This window comes from Mycobacterium sp. SMC-18 (genome assembly GCF_045310895.1).
In the GTDB taxonomy this organism is placed as follows: domain Bacteria; phylum Actinomycetota; class Actinomycetes; order Mycobacteriales; family Mycobacteriaceae; genus Mycobacterium.
Window position 1 is genome coordinate 77,459 of sequence record NZ_JBJIAL010000019.1, and the last position, 19,239, is coordinate 96,697.

A 19,239-nucleotide genomic window follows, 5' to 3' on the forward strand; every position below is an offset into this window, starting at 1 on the left:
CACAGTAACCGCATGCTCTGGGCACTGCTGCGGCAGTACACGAGGCCGTATCGGCGGCAGCTGACGGTGGTGGCGACGCTGCAACTGATCAGCACGCTGGCCTCGCTGTACCTGCCGACGCTCAACGCCCGCATCATCGACCACGGCGTCGCCCGCGGTGACACCGCCGTCATCGGGCGACTCGGCGGCGTCATGCTCGGTGTCAGTGCGGTGCAGGTGCTGTGCGCGATCGGCGCGGTCTATTTCGGTTCGCGCGCCGGCATGGGTTTCGGCCGGGACCTGCGGTGGGCGGTGTTCCGGCAGGTGCTCGGCTGGTCCAACGCCGAAGCCGCGCGGTTCGAGGCGCCGACGCTGATGACCCGCACCACCAACGATGTTCAGCAGATTCAGGTGCTGGTGCAGATGACCTGCACCATGTTGATCACCGCACCGATCATGAGCATCGGCGGCATCGCCATGGCCGTGCACCAGAACGCCGGCCTGTCCTGGCTGCTGCTGGTCAGTGTGCCGGTGATGGCGATCTGCAACTACCTGATCATCTCGCGGCTGCTGCCGCTGTTCCGCCGCATGCAGCGGTTGATCGACAACTTGGGCCGGGTGCTGCGCGAACAGCTCACCGGTATCCGCGTGGTCCGGGCCTTCTCCCGGGAGGACGCCGAACGCGACCGGTTCTCCGCCGCCAACCACGCCCTGACCGACACCACCATGACGGTCGGCCGCTGGCAGGCGCTGATGCTGCCCGCGACGACGCTCGTGGTGAACCTGTCCAGCGTCGCGGTGATCTGGTTCGGCGGCATCCGCATCGACCACGGCCAGATGGAAGTCGGCTCGCTGATCGCTTTCCTGTCGTACTTCATGCAGATCCTGATGGCTGTGCTGATGGTGACGATCGTGCTGGTGATCCTGCCGCGGGCATCGGTGTGCGCCGAGCGGATCGCCGCTGTGCTCGCCACCGAGCCAACCATCGTGGCGCCCGATTCTCCCGTGACGCCGGAGGTGCGGCGCGGGGAAATCCAGGTGACGGCAGCCACATTCGGCTACCCCGGCGCCGACGATCCAGTGCTGCACGGCGTTTCGCTGACCGCCCGTCCGGGCACGGTGACAGCCATCGTGGGGTCGACGGGTTCCGGCAAGTCGACGCTGATGGCATTGCTGTGCCGGATGTACGACGTCACCTCCGGCTCCGTGTCGGTCGACGGCGTCGACGTACGGGATTACGACCCCGAGCAGTTGTGGTCGACGATCGGAGTCGTGCCGCAGCGCGGGCACATGTTCTCCGGCACGGTCGCCGACAACCTGCGGTTCGGGAAAGCCGATGCGACAGAAGACGAGATGTGGGCGGCGCTGGGTGTGGCGTCGGCCGATTTCGTGGCGGACCACCCCGAGGGCCTCGCCATGCCTGTCGCCCAGGGCGGCATGAACTTCTCCGGCGGACAGCGGCAGCGCCTGGCCATCGCCCGTGCCGTGGTCCGGCGGCCGGCGGTGTATCTGTTCGACGACGCCTTCTCGGCCCTGGATGTCCACACCGACGCCCGGGTGCGGGCGGCGTTGTCGGCGGCGGCCGCCGATGCCACGGTGGTCATTGTCGCCCAGCGTCTTTCGACGGTCGTCAGCGCCGATCAGATCGTCGTTCTGGACAACGGCCACGTGGTCGGCACCGGCAGCCACGACGAACTGCTGCAGTCGTGCCCGGTGTACCGCGAATTCGCGGATTCGCAGGCCGTGGCGGCCGGAGACGTGGCGTGACCCGGCCGCCGTCAGCCGCGATGCTGGCGTCCGGTTCACGGTCCGAGAACTTCCGCGGCACGGCACTGCGGTTGGTGAAACAGCTGGCGCCGCAACGCGCCAGGGTTGCCGTGGTGATGCTGTTGGGGATCGCCGGGATCGCCGTCGGCGTGATCGGACCACGCATCCTGGGCCATGCCACCGACCTCTTGTTCAACGGTGTGCTGGGGCGCGGCCTGCCGGCGGGCATGAGCCGCGAGCAGGCGGTGGCGGCGGCCCGGGCCCGCGGCGACAACACTTTTGCCGATCTGCTCGCCGGGTCCGGCGTGGTTCCGGGACAGGGCGTCGACTTCACCGCGATCGGTCATGTACTGACGTACGCGCTGCTGCTGTATCTCGGTTCGGCGCTGATGGTGTGGGCCGAAGCGCGACTGCTCAACACGATCGTGCAGCGCACCATGTTCACACTGCGCGCCCACGTCGAGGACAAGGTTCACCGACTGCCGTTGTCCTACTTCGACTCCCGGCCCCGCGGGGAGATTCTCAGCCGCGTCACCAACGACATCGACAACGTCCAGACGTCTCTGACCATCACCGTCAGTCAACTGCTGACCTCGGCGCTGACGGTGGTGACGGTGCTGGCGGCGATGATCTGGATTTCGCCGCTGCTGGCGTTGATCACCGTGCTCACAGTGCCTTTCACCCTGCTCGCGACGCGACTCATCACCAAGCGGTCGCGGCAACAGTTCATGGCGCAGTGGCAGGGCACCGGCCGCCTCAACGCCCACATCGAAGAGACCTACAGCGGCTTCACCGTGGTCAAGACGTTCGGGCACCGGGCACTGGCCGAGGAGAAGTTCCGCGCGCTGAATGACGAGCTGTACCAGGCGAGTTTCGGTGCGCAGTCGCTGTCCGGACTGGTCTCGCCCATCACGACGTTCATCGGCAACATCAGCTATGTCGGGGTCGCCGTTGTCGGTGGCATCCAGGTGGCGACCGGGCAGATCAGCCTCGGCAGCATTCAGGCGTTCATCCAGTACGTGCGGCAGTTCAATCAGCCACTGACCCAGATCGCGTCGATGTACAACACCATGCAGTCCGGGATGGCCAGCGCCGAGCGGGTTTTCGAATTCCTGGACGCCGACGAAGAGCCCGCGGGGATGGCCGGGGCGGCTCCGGCGCGGGTGTCGCACGCACCGGACCGGGTGGAGTTCGAGCGGGTCAACTTCTCCTACACCGCCGGAACTCCCGTCATCGAGGAGCTGTCGCTCGTCGCCGAACCGGGCACCACCGTCGCGATCGTCGGGCCGACCGGCGCCGGCAAGACCACACTGGTGAACCTGCTGATGCGGTTCTACGAGCCCGATTCCGGCCGAATCCTGCTGGGCGGTCACGACATCGCGACGATGAGCCGCGCCGAGCTGCGGTCACGCATCGGCATGGTGTTGCAGGACACCTGGCTGATCGGCGGCACCATCTACGACAACATCGCCTACGGCCGCCCGGACGCCACCGAGGCCGAGGTGATCGCGGCTGCCCGCACCGCGCGCGTCGACCATTTCGTGCACACACTGCCGAACGGGTACCAGACCCGGCTGGGCGAGAACGGCGTGAACATCAGCGCCGGAGAGAAGCAGCTGATCACCATCGCCCGGGCGCTGCTGCGGCAACCACTGCTGCTGATCCTCGACGAGGCCACCAGTTCCGTCGACAGCCGCACCGAGCTGCTCATCGCCCAAGCCACCGCCGAACTGCGCCGCAACCGGACGAGTTTCATTATCGCGCACCGGCTTTCCACCATCCGCGACGCGGACCTGATCCTGGTGGTCCAGGCCGGACGGATCGTCGAGCGCGGGTCCCATGACGAGCTGATCGAGCGCCGCGGGGCGTACTGGGAGATGTTGCAGGCCTGAACCAGCGCCGTCGCCCTACCGGTTGCGGGCACGCGGTTTGAGACCTAACCGGCGACAAGCTCACCACCTGCCCGATTTGTTGGCTACCGTAATGAAGTGCTGAGTGCCCTCAACGAGCTTGTCGAGGGGGTCGCCCATACCCTGATGGCGGCCGACGCGGGCAACTACGTCGCAGCCAGCGAGCAGGCGTTGACCGACGTGGCGGCCCATTTCGGGCTGGACGTGGCGTTTCTGCGGCACAACGATCACACCATCGGCGCGACGATCCTGATCGCGCAATGGCCGATCCGCACCTACATCCCGGACCCCGACCCGCTCGGAATCGTCTACTTCAAGGACGCCGACCCGGTCTTCGCGATGGCCGAGCACATCGCAGAACCCGTCATCCTGCGACCCGGGGCCGAGCCCGACGAATACCAGCAGCGCATCGAAGAAGGCACCACCGTGCCCGTTGTCTCGATCGCCGCAGTGCCGATGAACGTCACCGACAAGACGGCACCGGCAGGGTTCGTCACAACGGGCTCACTGGGTTTCATCAAGTACGGCGACCGGCAATGGTCGGACGAGGAGATCACGGCGCTGAAAGTCATCGCCACCATGTTCGCCCACGTCAAAGTCCGGGTTGAGACGCTCGCATCGGTCCAGCACCTTGCCGAGCATGATGACCTGACGAGCCTGCGCAACCGCCGAAGTCTGCTCGAGCATCTCGAACACCGGCTTGCGGCAGGTCAGCCGGGACCGGTTGCGGCGCTCTACATCGATCCCGATCACCTCAAAGCGGTCAACGACCTGCTCGGTCACGAGACCGGGGACCGGGTTCTCGTCGAACTCACGCAACGGTTACGCGAACACGCGGCAGACACGGCCTTTCTCGCCCGTCTCGGCGGGGACGAGATCATCGCGGTGCTCAACGCGCCCACCTCACTCGCAGATGCGTACGCATACGCCAAACAGCTACGCGAGACGTTGGCAGCTCGACTGATGCTCGGCTCGTCCTACATCAGGCACCGAGTGAGTATCGGCGTCGCCGTGGGGATTCCAGGAACCGACTCCGTATCCGACCTGCTCAGATTTGCCGAACACGCGCTGACCGCCGCGAAGGCCGCCGGCGGCAACACGGTGATCGCGTTCAGCGACGAACTGGCGGCGCAGCATTCGCTCCAGACCGACATCGAAGTGCACCTGCAGGACTGCGTCGACAACGGCGCACTGTTTCTCCATTACCAGCCCGAGGTTGATCTCCGTACCGGACGACTCGTGGCGATGGAGGCGGTGGTCCGGTGGAACCACCCCACCCGCGGGCTGTTGATCCGCGAGGAGTTCATGCCGACCGCCGAAGCCACCAATTTCGGCGGCGCCGTAGGGCGCGAGGTCCTGCGACTGGCCTGCGAGCAATTCCAGCGTTGGCGAATCAAGGGGTTGGCACAGAACGTCATGCTCCGGGTGAAGCTGTCCCCCGCCCAAGTGGTGACCGACGGGTTCACCGAACATCTCGCCGCGACGCTGGCCAAGTTCGACATTCCGGCGGCTTCGCTGTGCCTGGAACTACCGGAAGACCTGCTTGTCACCGAGGCCCAACGCTGTGGCCAGATTCTGCAGGCGCTCAAGGACATCGGAGTGCACCTCGCGTTGGACAACTTCGGCACCGGGTACAGCTTCCTGCCCAGTTTGAAAGAGCTGCCCATCGATTCGTTGAAAGTCGGCCGCGCGTTTGTCCAGACGCTCGATCACGACGGCGAGAACGCGCTGTTCGTCCAGTCGATCGCCGTCCTGGCCGACGCATTCGGCCTTGAATTGACCGCCGACGGGCTGGAGACCGAGTCCGCCGCAGAACGACTCATCGCCATGGGTTACCGCCGCGCACAAGGGCTTCTGGTGTCAGGTCCGGTTGACGCGAACGGCATGGAGGAGCTCTTGAAAGCGCCGACGCTGCGCACCCCCGCCGCATGAAAAGTCTGCGCTGGAGAACTCGAAGGCTACTGGGGTAGCCGAATCCGGTCGGCGCTGCGCCGGCTGGTCACCGCAGACGGAGCGGCGGTGGTGAGTCGCAGGATCAGCGCGATCCTTTCGTCCGCGCCGGCGCCCGCCAGGTCGATGAATTCGCGTTGCAGTCTGCCGAGTTCGTCTGCGAAGCGCGCCGAGAGCTTGGTGAGGTCGGTGGTGTCCTGCGCAAACAGCCACACCGGAGAAACCGGTTGCACGGCCAGGCCGTGCTGTTGTGCATGTACCCAAACAGCTTCCACGGCTGAGCCACCGGCTGCGTAGTCGCGCAGGGTGCCGCCGGTGACAGTGATGACGGCCAGCGCCGAACTTGCGCGCACCCGGTCACGCATGTCGTCACCCAGCGCATCGCCGGCGTTCCAGTCGGCCAGTTGGGCCATGACCTCGGGCCGGCGCAGCAGCTCGAGCAGGATCAGACCACCATCGTCCAAACCGAGGCTGTGCACGTCGATCCCGGCGTCCGGGTCGGGATCGCCGGGCCAGCGCAGCTCCGCGATCATCTCCTGGTGCAGGTGCGGGGTGAGGAACCTGATCCGGTCGGAAGTACCCAAAATCTTTGCAGCGGAATCGATCTCATCGGGTGCGGCGATGAGTCGCAGGTGGCCGCCTTCACGTTCGGCGACCGCGGTCAACGCGCCGGCGACGGCGTCGGAGAGGGGCGCGGCGGTGCCTTTGCCCCGGTTGGTCTCGCGCGCGAGCACCGGGCCATACAGGTTCGCAAGGTCCTGGGAGCGCTCCGCGCCGAACCGGAGCGTCGCCTGCAGCGGCGACCCGCCCGGGTGCTCGTCGAAGGTGACCGGCCCGAGGACGCCATGGTGGGCGGCGGCCACCCGGGCATTGAACACCGCTGCGCCGATCGCAACGGCACCGCCCCGGAACCCGACGTCGATGGTCGGACTGTATTGCGGGGCAAGGCTGATGGCGATCTCATCTTCGCCGGCTTCGATCGACCACGGCTGAATGTTGCCGCCCGAGGGGGCGCGCATCGCGGCGATCGCGATCAGCCCGGTGACGCCGGCGGGGGTCAATGGCTGCTGCGGCGGTGTGGTGGGTCGCGGCGCGGCCATCGCCGGTTCGGCGAGCTGGTCGAGGGACGAGCCGACGTCGATGCGGGTCCGGCCCGAGCGCAGTTCCTCGCCGAGCCCGATGCGCCGCACGGCTTCGGCGACCGCTGACGCACCGATGATGACCTCGGACGCCACCTGCGGCCAGGTGGCCAGCGTGCGGTCCAGCTCGATCAGCGACGCCGCGGTGCGCGGTGAGAGCTTCTCGGCTTCCAGGTGGCGCAGGATGTGCGGAATCTTCTCCTTGCTGCTCATGCCGGGCAGCAAGCCGATGTCGAGCGGGCCCAGGAGTCCGTGCAGGATCGGCCGGCCTGGCTCGTCGTCGAAGCGTTCGACGTCGACGATGCCGCGGTCACTGGTGGCCATGAGCACCGGGATGCGCCGGTGCCCGGCGGCAACGCGCACGACAGCCTTGATGTCGAGCGAATCACATTCTTCGACAAGGACATTGAGGCCGTCGAGGAAGTCGTCGACGGTGTCGGTGGTCAGGCCTTGATGGAAGACCTCGACGGGCAGGTAGGGGTCGAGTTCGGCGATCCGGCGTGCCGTCGCGACCGCCTTGTTGATCCCGAGATCGAACACGGTGGCCGGTATCCGGTTGAGATTGGACAGCTCGACGCGGTCGAAATCGGCCAGCCGCAGGCGCCCGCACAGGCCTTGGAGCGCCAGCGTGTGGGCAATGACATGACCGACGCTCAGGCCGGCGACACCGACGGTGAGTTCGGCCAGGCGACTCTGTTCTTCGACGGTGACGGCGTTGCGATTGCGGTCCAGGCGCAGTGCCTTGAAACCCCGCGGGCCGGGTATCGAGACCAGGGTGCGCCGCCACGGGTACCAGACCCACCGGCCCGGTTCGTCCAACAGCGCCGCGGCGGGTTCGGGGCGCAGCCTGCGCAGGTTGTCCAGCTCGGTGCCGTGGTGATCGAGGGTCTGGACATGGGGTTCGGATCGAAGCCGATCGAGAACGGTCGCGTCAGCCGAATCCCTGGGGTCCAGAATTTGCGGACGATATTCATCCGGATCAGTTTGATGCATTATCGGCTCCCAATTCTGGGAATCGTGCTGTGCCGGCGGGCGCCACGCTTGGAGTCACCCTTTTTCGGCACTTTCACCATCGGCTAATCTTGGAGCGTAAACCGCGCATTAGCAAGACGATTCGTCAAACCAGGATCGACCACGCAATTGGTCATTACCGTTTGCAACGGTGCTATGGTGGCGAATTCGCCAGTTGCGTAGACGCGCATTGTATTCCGGGGAGGGATCGTCATGGCGGTGTCGTCGGACATGCGAGATGTCGCATCGTTGCCGCTACCGCCGCTGAACCCACTGCCATACAAAGAGCGCCTGGCGGCGTGCCGCAGTTTTCACACCGGTACGGATATCTTGCGCGATGCGGGCGGTCCCGTGACGCGCTTCAGGTTGGCGCCCCGGTGGCTGATGCCACCTCTGGTGGTCGTCACCTCCCCACAGGGCATCCGCGACGTCGTTTCCTGCCGTGACAGTTCGATCGACAAAACCGCCGGCGTGACCGTGGAGATGCAGCGTCTCCTCGGCCCCAACCTGTTCGTCACGCCGTTCGAGCAGTGGAAGCCGCGTCGCCGCACGCTGCAACCGGTGTTCACCAAACAGTCGGTCAACACGTTCGGCGGCCACATGTCGAAGGCAACCGAATCGGTCTGTGACGCTTGGCAGGACGGTAGCGAGATCGACCTGGACGTCGAGGCGCGCAAGCTGACCATGCGCGCATTGGGGCACTCGGTGCTGGGCCTTGACGTCACCAGCAACAACGATTCGTTGTCCGCACCCATGCGGGAGGCGGTCAGTTATGCCGTCTCGCGCGCCATCAGCCCGGTGCGGGCGCCCCATTGGCTCCCGACGCCCGCACGTCGGCGGGCACGCAGAGCGGCAGCCACGTTGCGCACGGCGGCCCTCGACATCGTCCGAGCGTGCAAGGCCGATCCGGCCCGAAGCGCACCGCTGGTGCAGCAGCTCATCGCGGCCAGGGATCCGGATACCGGAAAGCCTCTGACGGACAACGAGATTGCTGATGAGTTGATCATCTTCATCTTCGCCGGACATGACACGACGGCGACGTCGATCTCGTATGCCCTGTGGCAGCTGGGGCGTAACCCTGATATTCAGGACCGCGTCGCCGCCGAGGTCGCCGCACTCGGTGCCGGTCGGCTCACCCCCGACGACGTTCCTCGGCTCGGATACACCGTTCAGGTGCTCAAAGAGGCGATGCGGTTGTGCCCGCCGGGTGCGACCGGATCGCGTATGACGATGCGGGACGTCCAGGTGGCCGGCTATCGGATTCCAGCCGGGACGATGCTGGTTGTCGGCCGGATGTCTGTTCAACGGGACCCGACGTTGTGGGCAGACCCGTTGCGGTTCGACCCCGACCGGTTCACCGAGGAAGCCTCGAAGAGTCGTGACCGCTGGCAGTATGTCCCGTTCGGCGGTGGGCCTCGAGGATGCATCGGGGATCATTTCGCGATGCTGGAGGCCACACTCGCGTTGGCCACCATCGAGCGTCGTGCTGAAATCACTTCTCTCGAAGACGAATTCCCCACGGCCGCACCGTTCACCGTTGTTGCCGGCGGCCCGATTCCCGCCAGGATCAAGCTCCGCTGAACCGCCCAGGCCTGCTGATCGAGAGGCCCGTCAGACAGCAGTGCCGGTCGATGACCCCTCGACATCGACCAGCACTGCCGCTTTTGTCACTGAGCGCCGGCCTCAAGCGCAGTCGTACTCATTCCGCGCCTGGTCATGGCCGCGCCACCGAGGTGATGTCGGCCGCCCCTCGGACGTCGCGAATCACCCTCCACACGTCGACGACAATACATACTGCACGTACAGCGATACAACAGTAACCATCGACAATATGCAGCAATTGACGCTCCAAATCGATGTACCGAGACGGTCTGCTGCAGCGGGACAAGGTGCACGGGCACGGTTACGCGAAGCCGGTTCCCACGGTGTCCGCAGACCGTCTCACCTGATGCAGGCGCGCCCGAATTCAGTTGTCGACCAACCGAACCCGCAATCAGCCTGGGCCTGATCACGACGCGAGGTCGACGAATCCCGGCAGCCATGGCCACACCAGGGCCAATGCGGAAAGGTTTGCACTGCCGGCGCCCAGCGGCATGGCGCTACGCTCTGGCCATGGGCGAAGTGATGGACTGGGACAAGGCATACCAGGGCGAACTGTTCATGGGGCCACCGCCGTGGAACATCGGGGCGCCACAACCAGAGATCCTGACCTTGATTGACCAGGGAAAAATGCACGGCCCCGTCCTGGACGCCGGTTGCGGCGTCGGCGACACCGCGCTGGAACTCGCCGCACGCGGCTACGACGTCACCGGCGTCGACATCTCCGCCGTTGCCATCGCAGCCGCCGAAGACGCCGCAGCGCAGCACGGACTGTCGAACGTTCGCTTCCTGCAAGGCGATCTGCGACACCTCGACGCTGTCGGCTTGACGCAACGGTTCAGCACGGTGCTCGACTGCACGCTGTTCCACTCCTTGCCCGTCGATGGGCGCGACGACTACATGCGCGGGATCTACGACGCCGCCGACAGCGGCGCTGCGCTGTACCTGTTGGTCTTCACCACCGAAGCGATCCCGCCCGACTCCCCATTCCCGATCCCCAACTTGGTGACCGAAGCCGAAGTCACCGCGGCGGTGGGCAAATACTGGTCCGACATCACGTTGCACCCGGCGCTCGTCGCGGTGAAACCACCGGAATTTCCGGGACATCCGGAACGCAACTTCCCCACCGATGAGAACGGAGTTGCCCAGCTTCCGGCGCTGCTGCTCGCGGCGCGCAAGCCGTAGGCGAATCGGAACTCACTGCTGCGCTGGATTATTCAGCGCAGCGGTCGAGTCATGGAGCGCGGTTCAGCCAGGGGTCTCGGTCGGGTTCTGGGCCTTCGACCGGAAGGCGCCGTGACGCAACAGACCGGTGACGGTGCTATCCCAGCGTTCCAATTGCTCGCCGGTGTAGAACGGCTCGCCCAGATACCGCTCGATATGGCGGCGCAGGATCATGGGGCCGACGCGCAAGATCAGCGGAATGAGAATCAGCCATTTGTAGTCCAGGTCGCCCAGGACTTCACCGCGCTCGACGAACTGCCTGCCCTGCGCCTCGCTGATTCCGGTCAACCCATCGAAGATCACTTCACCGATCGTTGAATCCGAATCGATCTCAACGAGTGCGCGCCCGACATAGTCCATGACACGCGGATGAGTCTCGATCAGGCGCGTCATGCGCCGGCCGGCCTCCTCGAGGGCGTCCTCTTTCGGCATCATCTCCGGCTCCAGGCCTTCGCCGAGAACCTGCAAGACGTAGTTGTCCACTTTTGCGGTCAAATCCGCTTTGGTGTGGAAGTGGTGCTGCACGGCACCTACCGAAACCCCTGCTTGTTCGGCGATCATCTTGAACGTCGTCGCGGTGATGCCATGAAGCGCGAACACCGTCAATGCGGCGTCGAGAATCCTGTCCTCAGTGGACGGCTCTGGCGGAGCCGGCGGCTTGAACGGAAATAAGCGGGTCTCTGCCACACATCGACCATACAGCCATCTCATGGGAGAATACAGGCATACCGGCAAACAATATAAAACTATCGTACTAGCCAAAACAAGTATATCAAGAGGCGAAGGAGCTGCGAGAAATGGCGGCACAGCAAACACCCCATCCCCCAGCTTCCGCCGCCGCCCGGACTCGATAGCGACCCATGCCCGACATCAGCTACCTCGATCACACCGGCGACCCCGTACCCGCGTACCTGGCAGTGCCGGCCGGCACTGGTCCGTGGCCGGCAGTGGTGGTCGTCCAGGACGTCCTCGGAATGACCGCTGACCTGCGTCGAACCGCAGAACGACTCGCGGACAACGGCTATCTCACTCTGGTCCCCGGCCTCTACGGCCGCGGACCAAAGATCAAGTGCATGCTCAGCACCATGTACGCAGCCGTCGTCGGTCGGGGCAGCGCCCAGCAAGCAATCATCGCCGCCCGCGACCACCTCCTCGCCGACGCACGCTGCACCGGGAAGGTCGGACTGGTGGGCTTCTGCATGGGCGCACAATTCGTCGTTCAACTGTCCCCGGGGGGACTGTTCGATGCCAGTGCACCGAACTACGGTGTGCTACCACGTGATCTCGAACCGCTGAAAGAATCGTGTCCCGTCGTCGCCAGTTTCGGCGCCAAAGACCGCATCGTGCCCCGCGGTAGCGCCGCCAGACTTGAATCCGCACTCGCCGAGGGCAATGTGCCACGAGACATCAAGGAATATCCGAACGTCGGCCACAGCTTCATGAACGACTGGCGGCTCCCACCGGCGATGCGCAAGATCGAAAGCGCGGTCGGGCTGTCCTACTTCGCCGACGAAGCCGAAGACGCCTGGAAACGCATGACAGACTTTCTCGAAAAGCATCTGGCATAACCTCGCACCCGGCAGAAGGGCACGTTCACCAGGATGGCCGACCACAACGACGCCCTGCCGGACCCTGACCAGCTGCCCCTGGTCCCCATGAACCCGCTGCCGGTCGGCGAACGGATGAAATGGGCCCGGCAGAACCACTACGGACAGGTGGCACTGCGCGAGGCCGCAGGCGCCAGCATCACCCGAGTGGGACTCGGGCCGCGCTGGCTGGGGCCCAGCATCGTGTTCGTGATGTCACCCGAAGGTGCCCGAGATGTACTGGCGCGCAACAACGATGCCTGCGATCGCACACTGGTGCATCACGAAATGCGGCGGCTTCTCGGGGACAATCTCGCAGACCTGCCCAACCTGCCCTGGCGGGCACGCAAGAGGACTCTGCAGCCGGTCTTCACGCGGCACCGGGTCGCCGCATTCGGCACCCACATGTCCGACGCGGCAGCCGCCATCAGCAACAGTTGGCCAGACGGTGCCCAACTCGATCTCGACGCCGAAGCGCGCCGACTGACCATGCGCGTCCTGGGACGCTCGGTGCTCGGAATCGATCTGGACGATCGCGCCGAAGCTCTGGCCGACCCCCTCAACATCGCGCTGGCCTACGTGGCCGATCGCGGCATGCGGCCCGTGCGCGCCCCGTGGTGGCTGCCCACCCCGGCACGGCGCCGCGCCCGGGCCGCCACCGCGACGCTGCGGCGGCTCGCCGGAGAGGTCCTCCAATCCTGCCGCGCCGACCCGACCCGCGACGCTCCCCTGGTTCACGCCCTGATCGCCGCGACCGACCCCGAGACCGGCCACGCGCTCTCGGACCTGGACATCTGCAACGACCTCATTGCATTCATGGTCGCCGGCCACGACACCACAGCGACCACCATCGCGTACGCCTTGTGGGCGCTGGGACGCCACCCCGAGATCCAGAGCAGGGTTGCCGAAGAGGTCGCGGCCATCGGCGATCATGACCTCACCCACGAGGACGTCCCCCGGCTCGAATACACCACCCAGGTCCTGCGCGAAGCGCTGCGCCTGTGCCCACCGGTGGTGGTCGCCGGCCGTACTGCCTTGCGGGACATCGCCGTTGACGGCTACAAGATCGAATCCGGCAACATGGTTCTGGTGGGCATCTTCGGCATGCACCGCGACCCGAAGCTGTGGCCGGACCCGCTGACATTCGACCCCGACCGGTTCGGCCCCGAGAACGTCAGCGCCCGCGACCGGTGGCATTACATTCCGTTCGGCGCCGGCGCGCGGACGTGCATCGGAGATCATTTCGCCGTTCTGGAAGCCACTCTCGCCTTGGCCACGATCGTGCGCGCCGTTGAAATCGAGTCCCTGACAGAGGATTTCCCGCTTGCGGTGCCGTTCACGATGGTCGCGGGCGCCCCGATCCCGGCGGTGGCGCACCGTCGGTCATGAGCCTGGCCGGCATGGTCGACGGCTGGCACCGCCCGCGCGGTCACCGCGCACGGTTCACCCATATCGCTGGACAATATTAGACACCTTGTCTGCAATATGACTATATTTGCACGTGGAACCGCGAAGAACGCCGCGCTGCTCAGGTTTGGGGGAACCACACGAGTCCAGGGCGGTCTCGCGTCGTCACTGTCGGGGAGGGAGAAATTGGCTGCGCCACTGCAGACACCAGCTGTTCCGCTGCAGCTGCCGCCGTGCATGTCCGACCCGGACCGGTGGGTCAGCCCCGGCGATGACGCCGAAGTCAAGGCGTTGTGCCGCGGGTGCCCGCGCCGCCGGCGCTGCGCCGGCGAAGCCATCAGCACCCCGGGCATCTCGGGCGTGGTCGCCGGCGTGAATGTGCCCGAGGGCGGTCGCGCCCGCACGTTCGCCCTGCGGCAGCTGCGGGCCGTGGCCGCGCTCGCCGGCCCGCCCGGCAGGCCCATGGCCGATACGGCGTGACAGGCATTGACGTTGCGGGGACGCCGGGAAGCCCGCGATGCCTCAGGCCGCGAACGCAGCCGTCAGCTGGACCCGGATGACCGGATCGGACTCAAGGCGGTGCCGGAGCGCGCTCTCGAATTGCCAGATGGACGCGAGGTCGTGGTCCAGCCGGCAGTCCACGGCTGCGGCCGTGCCCGACGGCGGTGGGCTGTCGGCGATGTGGTCGGCGACGGGTTCCAGCAAGGTCCGCGGCGCCGCCAGGTAGTAACCGGGATTCGGACCGCCGACCTCGGCCGCGTACAGCAGCCCATGCTCGGTGATGATGACGTGCGTGGCCAGGACCCGCACCGGCCCGTGCCGCTCGGCGGTGCCCCACTCCTCGGCCGCCAACCGTCCCTGGATGACGTGCAGCCGCACGTCATCCGTGAGGAATTTCGTGAAGTCACCCGGCGCCAGCACACGGGCCGACGCGAGGTCGGCATTCAGGCTGCCGCACAGCATCTCGCCGATGTAATTGAACAACCGATCGCTCATGACGCGCTCCCATCGGGCCGGTACCTTGAGCCTGCACCCGAGCGGCGGCGAACGTCAATGGTTGATCAGAGTTGCGGGCCCTCCGCGCGAAGATCGTCGACCGCCGTCATGGCGTCACGCAGTTTGGCGAGCCACTCTTCGGCATGCTCACCGACCAGCCGGACCGACCAGGCCAGCGCATCGGACCGTGAGCGCGCCACGCCGGCGTCGACCAGGGTGTCGAGCACCTGCCGCTCCGGCTGCTTGAGCCGCGTCATCACCGGAACGGCCAAGTGGGTGAACAGGATTCGCTCCGACTCCCCGACCGATACACCCCAGGCCACCTTGCGCCCGTAGCGAGCTTCGGCCTCGTCGGCGATCCGCATGCGCTCGGACCGGGTCTCCTCCCGGAAGCGCGCCACCCGCCCGGAGGCCCGGGCGGCCGTTTCGGGATTCTCCGGGTCGGGCAGTCGCCCGATGACGATGATCTCCTCGCGGTCCACCGTGACGTCCGGGTCGCCGGCGAACCACTCTTCCGGGAGCCGACCGGCGAACCAGTCGGCGGCGTCGCCCGCGTCGGGCTGCTGCGCTTGTTGCCAGCCGCCGCGGCGGTCCTGGCCAGAATGACGTTGCCTCATGCTTACATGATTACACCGTTACATCTGTAATGAAACAGCGTTTCACCCGGGGCGAACGTGTGCGGGAAGAGTGGGTCTGTCAGCGCTTACGCAACAGCGCGGAACCGCCGAAGACGGCCAGCCCGAGCGCCACCAAGGCCAGGAACACCGCCCAGCCCGGGCTCACGAAGACACCGACCAGCACGATGGCGGCGATCACCGGCGACGCCACGAACAGCAGCATGCCCGGGTGTTCCTTCGCTACCGCGAGGGCACTCTTCGCCCGGATCGGGTCAATTTCTTTGCGCGCCATGGAACCAGGATGCCACCCTGCACGACCAAATGACGAGGCAACACCGAGACCCACATCACACACCTACCTATACCCCCTATGGGTATATACTTCAGGCATGAGTCAGGTACTTGAAGTTCAGGGAATGTCGTGCGGACACTGCGTCGCGTCCATCACCTCAGCTGTCGAGCCGCTGCCCGGCGTGACGGGCGTCGAGGTGGACCTGAAGGCCGGCACCGTACGAGTGGACGGCGAGCCTGACCGGGCCGCCGTCGCCGCCGCGATCGAAGACGCCGGATACGACGTCGTCCAACCGGCATGACCACGTCGGTCACGCTGTCCGTGGGCGGCATGACGTGTTCGTCATGCGCGGCCCGGATCGAGAAGCGGCTCAACCGGATTGACGGAGTTCACGCCAGCGTGAACTTCGCGACCGAACAGGCGGCCATCACCTACCCGGACGGCGTGACCACCGACGAGCTGGTCGCGGCCGTCGAGGCCACCGGCTACACCGCGAGCGTCGACAAGACCGACACCCCCACCGAAACGGCCTACCTGCCGCGGCTGTTGGTGTCACTGGCTCTGACCATCCCCGTACTGGCGCTGTCGATGATTCCGGCGCTGCAGTTCCCGCACTGGCCGCTGTGGGCGCTGGCGCTCACCACCCCGGTGGTCTTCTGGGGCGCCTGGCCGCTGCACCACGCCGCGTGGACCAACCTGCGACATGGCGCGGCGACCATGGACACCCTGGTATCGCTCGGTGTGCTCACGTCGTACCTGTGGTCGGCTTGGATGCTGGCGATGGGCAGCGACCACCTCTACCTCGAGGTCGCCGCCACCGTCACGACGCTGATCCTCGCCGGTAAGTTCTTCGAGACCCGCGCCAAGCGGCAATCGGGCGCCGCGCTGCGCGCACTGCTGGACCTCGGGGCCAAGGATGTGGCGGTACTGCGCGACGGTCACGAAATCCGGGTTCCCATCGAACAATTGACAGTCGGCGACACCTTCGTCGTCCGTCCCGGCGAGAAGATCGCTACCGACGGCGTGGTGATCAGCGGGACGTCCGCAGTCGACGCCTCGATGCTGACGGGCGAGTCGGTACCGGTCGAGGTCGGTCCCGGTGACCAACTCGCCGGCGCCACGGTGAATGCCGGTGGTCGGCTCGAGGTCCGGGCCACCCGCGTCGGCGCGGACACCCAACTGGCCCAGATGGCGCGCCTGGTGGCCGACGCCCAGAGCGGCAAGGCCGAAGTGCAGCGTCTGGCCGACCGGGTGTCGGCGGTCTTCGTCCCCGTGGTGATCGGTCTGGCGCTGGTGACGCTGATCGGCTGGCTGGTCGCCGGCGGCACGGTGAGTGCCGCACTGACCGCGGCCGTTTCGGTGCTGATCATCGCGTGCCCCTGCGCCCTGGGCCTGGCCACACCGACGGCCCTGCTGGTCGGCACCGGCCGCGGCGCGCAGCTGGGCATCCTGATCAAGGGCCCGCAAGTACTCGAATCGACCCGCAAGGTCGACACCGTCGTGCTGGACAAGACCGGAACGGTGACGACCGGGAAGATGACGGTGGCGGCAGTACATGCCCAGTCCGACAACGTGTTACGGCTCGCCGGAGCCTTGGAGCACGCATCCGAACACCCCATCGCCCAGGCCATCGCGACCCGGGCCGCCGCCGACGGGCCGCTGCCGGCGGTCACCGACTTCGTCAACCACGACGGCCGCGGCGTCACTGGCGTAGTCGACGGTCACGAGGTCGCCGTCGGGCGGTACAGCTGGCTGGCCACGGCGGCCACCCCGGAGTTGGAGAACGTTGCGCACACGGCTGAGGCGGAAGGCCGTACCCCGGTGTGGGTCGCGATCGACGGCGCCACAGCCGGTGTCATCGTGGTGTCCGACAAGGTGAAAGACACTGCTGCCGAAGCAATTGCCGACCTCGAGAAGCTGGGACTGACCGCGGTCCTGCTGTCCGGGGACAACGCCCGCGCGGCCGGCGCGGTGGCCGCCGAAGTCGGCATCGCGACGGTGATCGCCGAGGTGCTGCCCGCGGACAAGGTCGACGAGATCAAGCGCCTGCAGGATCAGGGCCGGGTCGTGGCGATGGTCGGCGACGGCGTGAATGATGCTGCCGCCCTTGCCCAGGCCGACCTGGGACTGGCCATGGGCACGGGCACCGATGTGGCGATCGAGGCCTCGGACCTGACCCTGGTCAGTGGCGACCTGCGGGCGGCGGGCGACGCGATCCGGCTGTCCCGCGCCACCCTCAAGACCATCAAGGGCAACCTGTTCTGGGCGTTCGCCTACAACGTCGCGGCGATTCCGCTGGCGGCCGCGGGCATGCTGAACCCGATGATCGCCAGTGCGGCAATGGCTTTCAGCTCACTGTTCGTCGTGAGCAACAGCCTGCGGCTCCGCAGTTTCAAACCGAACAGGTAACTACCAGATCTTCACCCAGTCGACCAGCATCTCGGCCGGGTACGTTCCCCCTGACGGGTCGCCGCCACCGGACCCGGCGACGGCGAGGCCCAGGATCGGGAACAGCGTGTAGCCAGGATCGTTGAAGTGCCAGTTGGGCAACGACTTTGCCGGGACATTGAAGTACGGTTGCGCGCCGTCGGTGTAGTCCAGCCAGAACCGCAGCCCGGCGTCGTCCCACTGGCACCGCCAGTTGTGCCAGGCACTGTCCGGCGTGATGTTGTGCGAAACATGTTCGCCGCCATTGAGGTTGACGTGCACGGTCGTACCGTGGGCCCAGCTCCCGTTGCCGTACCACTCCATGATGTCGACCTCGCCGCCGATTCCGGGCGAGTTGTTGGCCAGATACCAGGCTGGCCAGCAGCCCGGCGTCAGGCAGTTGAGCTTGATCCGGGCCTCGAAGGTATGGCCGATGCCGGCCTTGAAGGTGCCGAAAATCTTGCCGCTGTAGTACGTGTTCCCGTCCTTGGCCGCCCGGATCACCAGGTTGGACTTGCCGTCCAGGAAAAGGTTCTTGCGGTCATTCCGGTACTGGCCGACGCGTTCGGGCATCTCCCAATACGTCGGGTTCTCCATCGACTCACGGGCCGTCGCGATCTCCCATTTCGAGGTGTCGGGCGACGATCCGGCAGGGCCGTCGAAGTTGTCCTCGAAGATGAGTTTTCCGGGCGTATCAGCGTGGGCCTCGGCCCTGGGAAGCGTGGCGGCCAGCAGGCCCAGCCCCGCCATCGACAGCATGCTGCGACGATCAATGTCTGGCATGCCTACCCATGTAAGCCGCGTCTCGGCCTTCGTGCAAGCCGGTATACGAGGGGCATCGGTGCCGCGGCTACTCCCCGCCGCGGCGGGCGCGGAACAGTTTCACCTCGTCACGGATGCCTTTGAGCCGTCGTGCCCCGGCGAAAGACCACTCGAAATCAGGCGCGTCGCCGACTGCCTCACGTGCGGATTCAGCCAGCAGAACCGACCCGGGCCGGGCCACTCCGGTGACCCGGCTGGCCTGGTTGACCGGCCGGCCGAACCAGTCACCGGCCCGGCTCACCGCCGGACCCGTCGCCATGCCCGCCTTGAGGCGCGGCAGGAATTCGTCTTTCTCGGCCGCGTCGACGAGCTGCAGCACCATGTTCAGCAGCGGGACCGGCTCAGCGCTGACCAGCATGACCTCGTCCCCGATGGTCTTGACGAACCGCACCGGCGGCTCGGCTAGATGTACTGACCTGAGAGGTTAGGCACGCGGCTGGCGGGTGGGTGGCCTCCGAGTGCGGTGTGGCCGCGGTGGTGATTGTAGGTGTGGAGCCAGCGTGGGTATTCGGC

At 66.3% G+C, this 19,239-nt stretch carries 16 protein-coding genes and 2 pseudogenes; 10 read left to right on the forward strand and 8 right to left on the reverse strand.

Going from position 1 to position 19,239, the window contains the following annotated elements; genetic code table 11:
- Window positions 1-12: 12 nt before the first annotated feature.
- The 3 genes from ACJH6J_RS17955 (at window position 13) to ACJH6J_RS17965 (ending at window position 5,588) form a co-directional block, all read left to right on the forward strand.
- Window positions 13-1,746, forward strand: a complete 1,734-nt coding sequence (locus ACJH6J_RS17955) for an ABC transporter ATP-binding protein (RefSeq protein WP_406804302.1) — start codon at window positions 13-15, stop codon at window positions 1,744-1,746.
- Window positions 1,743-3,638: an ABC transporter ATP-binding protein gene (locus ACJH6J_RS17960; RefSeq protein ID WP_406804303.1), complete on the forward strand. Its 1,896-nt coding sequence runs from the start codon at window positions 1,743-1,745 to the stop codon at window positions 3,636-3,638. The genes ACJH6J_RS17955 and ACJH6J_RS17960 overlap by 4 nt, the downstream gene beginning before the upstream one ends.
- Before the next feature lie 96 nt (window positions 3,639-3,734).
- The gene (locus ACJH6J_RS17965) at window positions 3,735-5,588 is read left to right on the forward strand and encodes a putative bifunctional diguanylate cyclase/phosphodiesterase (RefSeq protein WP_406804304.1); all 1,854 of its coding nucleotides are present in this window, start codon (window positions 3,735-3,737) and stop codon (window positions 5,586-5,588) included.
- A gap of 26 nt (window positions 5,589-5,614) precedes the next feature.
- Here the strand turns inward: ACJH6J_RS17965 and ACJH6J_RS17970 are convergent, their stop codons facing one another.
- The gene (locus ACJH6J_RS17970; RefSeq protein ID WP_406804305.1) at window positions 5,615-7,738 is read right to left on the reverse strand and encodes an Rv1355c family protein; all 2,124 of its coding nucleotides are present in this window, start codon (window positions 7,736-7,738) and stop codon (window positions 5,615-5,617) included.
- Between the two features lie 231 nt (window positions 7,739-7,969).
- Between ACJH6J_RS17970 and ACJH6J_RS17975 the strand changes: the two genes are divergently transcribed.
- Both ACJH6J_RS17975 and ACJH6J_RS17980 read left to right on the forward strand, forming a co-directional pair.
- A complete protein-coding gene (locus tag ACJH6J_RS17975; protein ID WP_406804306.1) occupies window positions 7,970-9,337 on the forward strand; it encodes a cytochrome P450 in 1,368 nt (455 codons plus the stop codon).
- Window positions 9,338-9,868: 531 nt separating this feature from the next.
- A complete protein-coding gene (locus ACJH6J_RS17980) occupies window positions 9,869-10,540 on the forward strand; it encodes a class I SAM-dependent methyltransferase (protein ID WP_073696164.1) in 672 nt (223 codons plus the stop codon).
- 63 nt (window positions 10,541-10,603) lie between these two features.
- On the opposite strand, the gene ACJH6J_RS17985 is transcribed toward ACJH6J_RS17980, so the two are convergent.
- The gene (locus tag ACJH6J_RS17985; RefSeq protein ID WP_142239613.1) at window positions 10,604-11,266 is read right to left on the reverse strand and encodes a TetR/AcrR family transcriptional regulator; all 663 of its coding nucleotides are present in this window, start codon (window positions 11,264-11,266) and stop codon (window positions 10,604-10,606) included.
- Between the two features lie 173 nt (window positions 11,267-11,439).
- On the opposite strand from ACJH6J_RS17985, the gene ACJH6J_RS17990 reads away from it, so the two are divergent.
- The 3 genes from ACJH6J_RS17990 (at window position 11,440) to ACJH6J_RS18000 (ending at window position 14,052) form a co-directional block, all read left to right on the forward strand.
- A complete protein-coding gene (locus ACJH6J_RS17990; RefSeq protein WP_073696162.1) occupies window positions 11,440-12,147 on the forward strand; it encodes a dienelactone hydrolase family protein in 708 nt (235 codons plus the stop codon).
- A gap of 33 nt (window positions 12,148-12,180) precedes the next feature.
- Complete coding sequence (locus ACJH6J_RS17995; RefSeq protein ID WP_073696161.1) at window positions 12,181-13,554, forward strand: cytochrome P450; 1,374 nt, start codon at window positions 12,181-12,183, stop codon at window positions 13,552-13,554.
- Window positions 13,555-13,758: 204 nt separating this feature from the next.
- A complete protein-coding gene (locus ACJH6J_RS18000) occupies window positions 13,759-14,052 on the forward strand; it encodes a WhiB family transcriptional regulator (RefSeq protein ID WP_406804307.1) in 294 nt (97 codons plus the stop codon).
- 42 nt (window positions 14,053-14,094) lie between these two features.
- Here ACJH6J_RS18000 and ACJH6J_RS18005 read toward each other — a convergent pair whose 3' ends face one another.
- From ACJH6J_RS18005 to ACJH6J_RS18015, 3 genes are all read right to left on the reverse strand, one after another.
- On the reverse strand, window positions 14,095-14,568 hold the full coding sequence (locus ACJH6J_RS18005; RefSeq protein WP_073696159.1) for a hypothetical protein: 474 nt from the start codon (window positions 14,566-14,568) through the stop codon (window positions 14,095-14,097).
- Between the two features lie 65 nt (window positions 14,569-14,633).
- Window positions 14,634-15,185 carry a hypothetical protein gene (locus ACJH6J_RS18010; RefSeq protein ID WP_073696158.1) on the reverse strand — a complete coding sequence of 184 codons (552 nt, stop codon included), beginning with the start codon at window positions 15,183-15,185 and terminating at the stop codon, window positions 14,634-14,636.
- A gap of 79 nt (window positions 15,186-15,264) precedes the next feature.
- Window positions 15,265-15,477, reverse strand: coding sequence for a hypothetical protein (locus tag ACJH6J_RS18015; RefSeq protein ID WP_073696157.1), 213 nt, complete (start codon window positions 15,475-15,477; stop codon window positions 15,265-15,267).
- Between the two features lie 97 nt (window positions 15,478-15,574).
- Between ACJH6J_RS18015 and ACJH6J_RS18020 the strand changes: the two genes are divergently transcribed.
- Together ACJH6J_RS18020 and ACJH6J_RS18025 are read left to right on the forward strand one after the other, a co-directional pair.
- Window positions 15,575-15,778, forward strand: coding sequence for a cation transporter (locus tag ACJH6J_RS18020; RefSeq protein ID WP_061002753.1), 204 nt, complete (start codon window positions 15,575-15,577; stop codon window positions 15,776-15,778).
- On the forward strand, window positions 15,775-17,886 hold the full coding sequence (locus ACJH6J_RS18025; RefSeq protein ID WP_406804308.1) for a heavy metal translocating P-type ATPase: 2,112 nt from the start codon (window positions 15,775-15,777) through the stop codon (window positions 17,884-17,886). Before ACJH6J_RS18020 ends, ACJH6J_RS18025 begins: the two co-directional genes overlap by 4 nt.
- Here ACJH6J_RS18025 and ACJH6J_RS18030 read toward each other — a convergent pair whose 3' ends face one another.
- From ACJH6J_RS18030 to ACJH6J_RS18040, 3 genes and pseudogenes are all read right to left on the reverse strand, one after another.
- Window positions 17,887-18,687, reverse strand: coding sequence for a family 16 glycosylhydrolase (locus tag ACJH6J_RS18030; protein ID WP_212812578.1), 801 nt, complete (start codon window positions 18,685-18,687; stop codon window positions 17,887-17,889).
- Between the two features lie 67 nt (window positions 18,688-18,754).
- Window positions 18,755-19,132, reverse strand: a pseudogene (locus ACJH6J_RS18035) (adenylate/guanylate cyclase domain-containing protein); the annotation flags it as partial.
- A pseudogene (locus ACJH6J_RS18040) lies at window positions 19,129-19,239 on the reverse strand (IS481 family transposase); the annotation flags it as partial. The pseudogenes ACJH6J_RS18040 and ACJH6J_RS18035, both read right to left, overlap by 4 nt.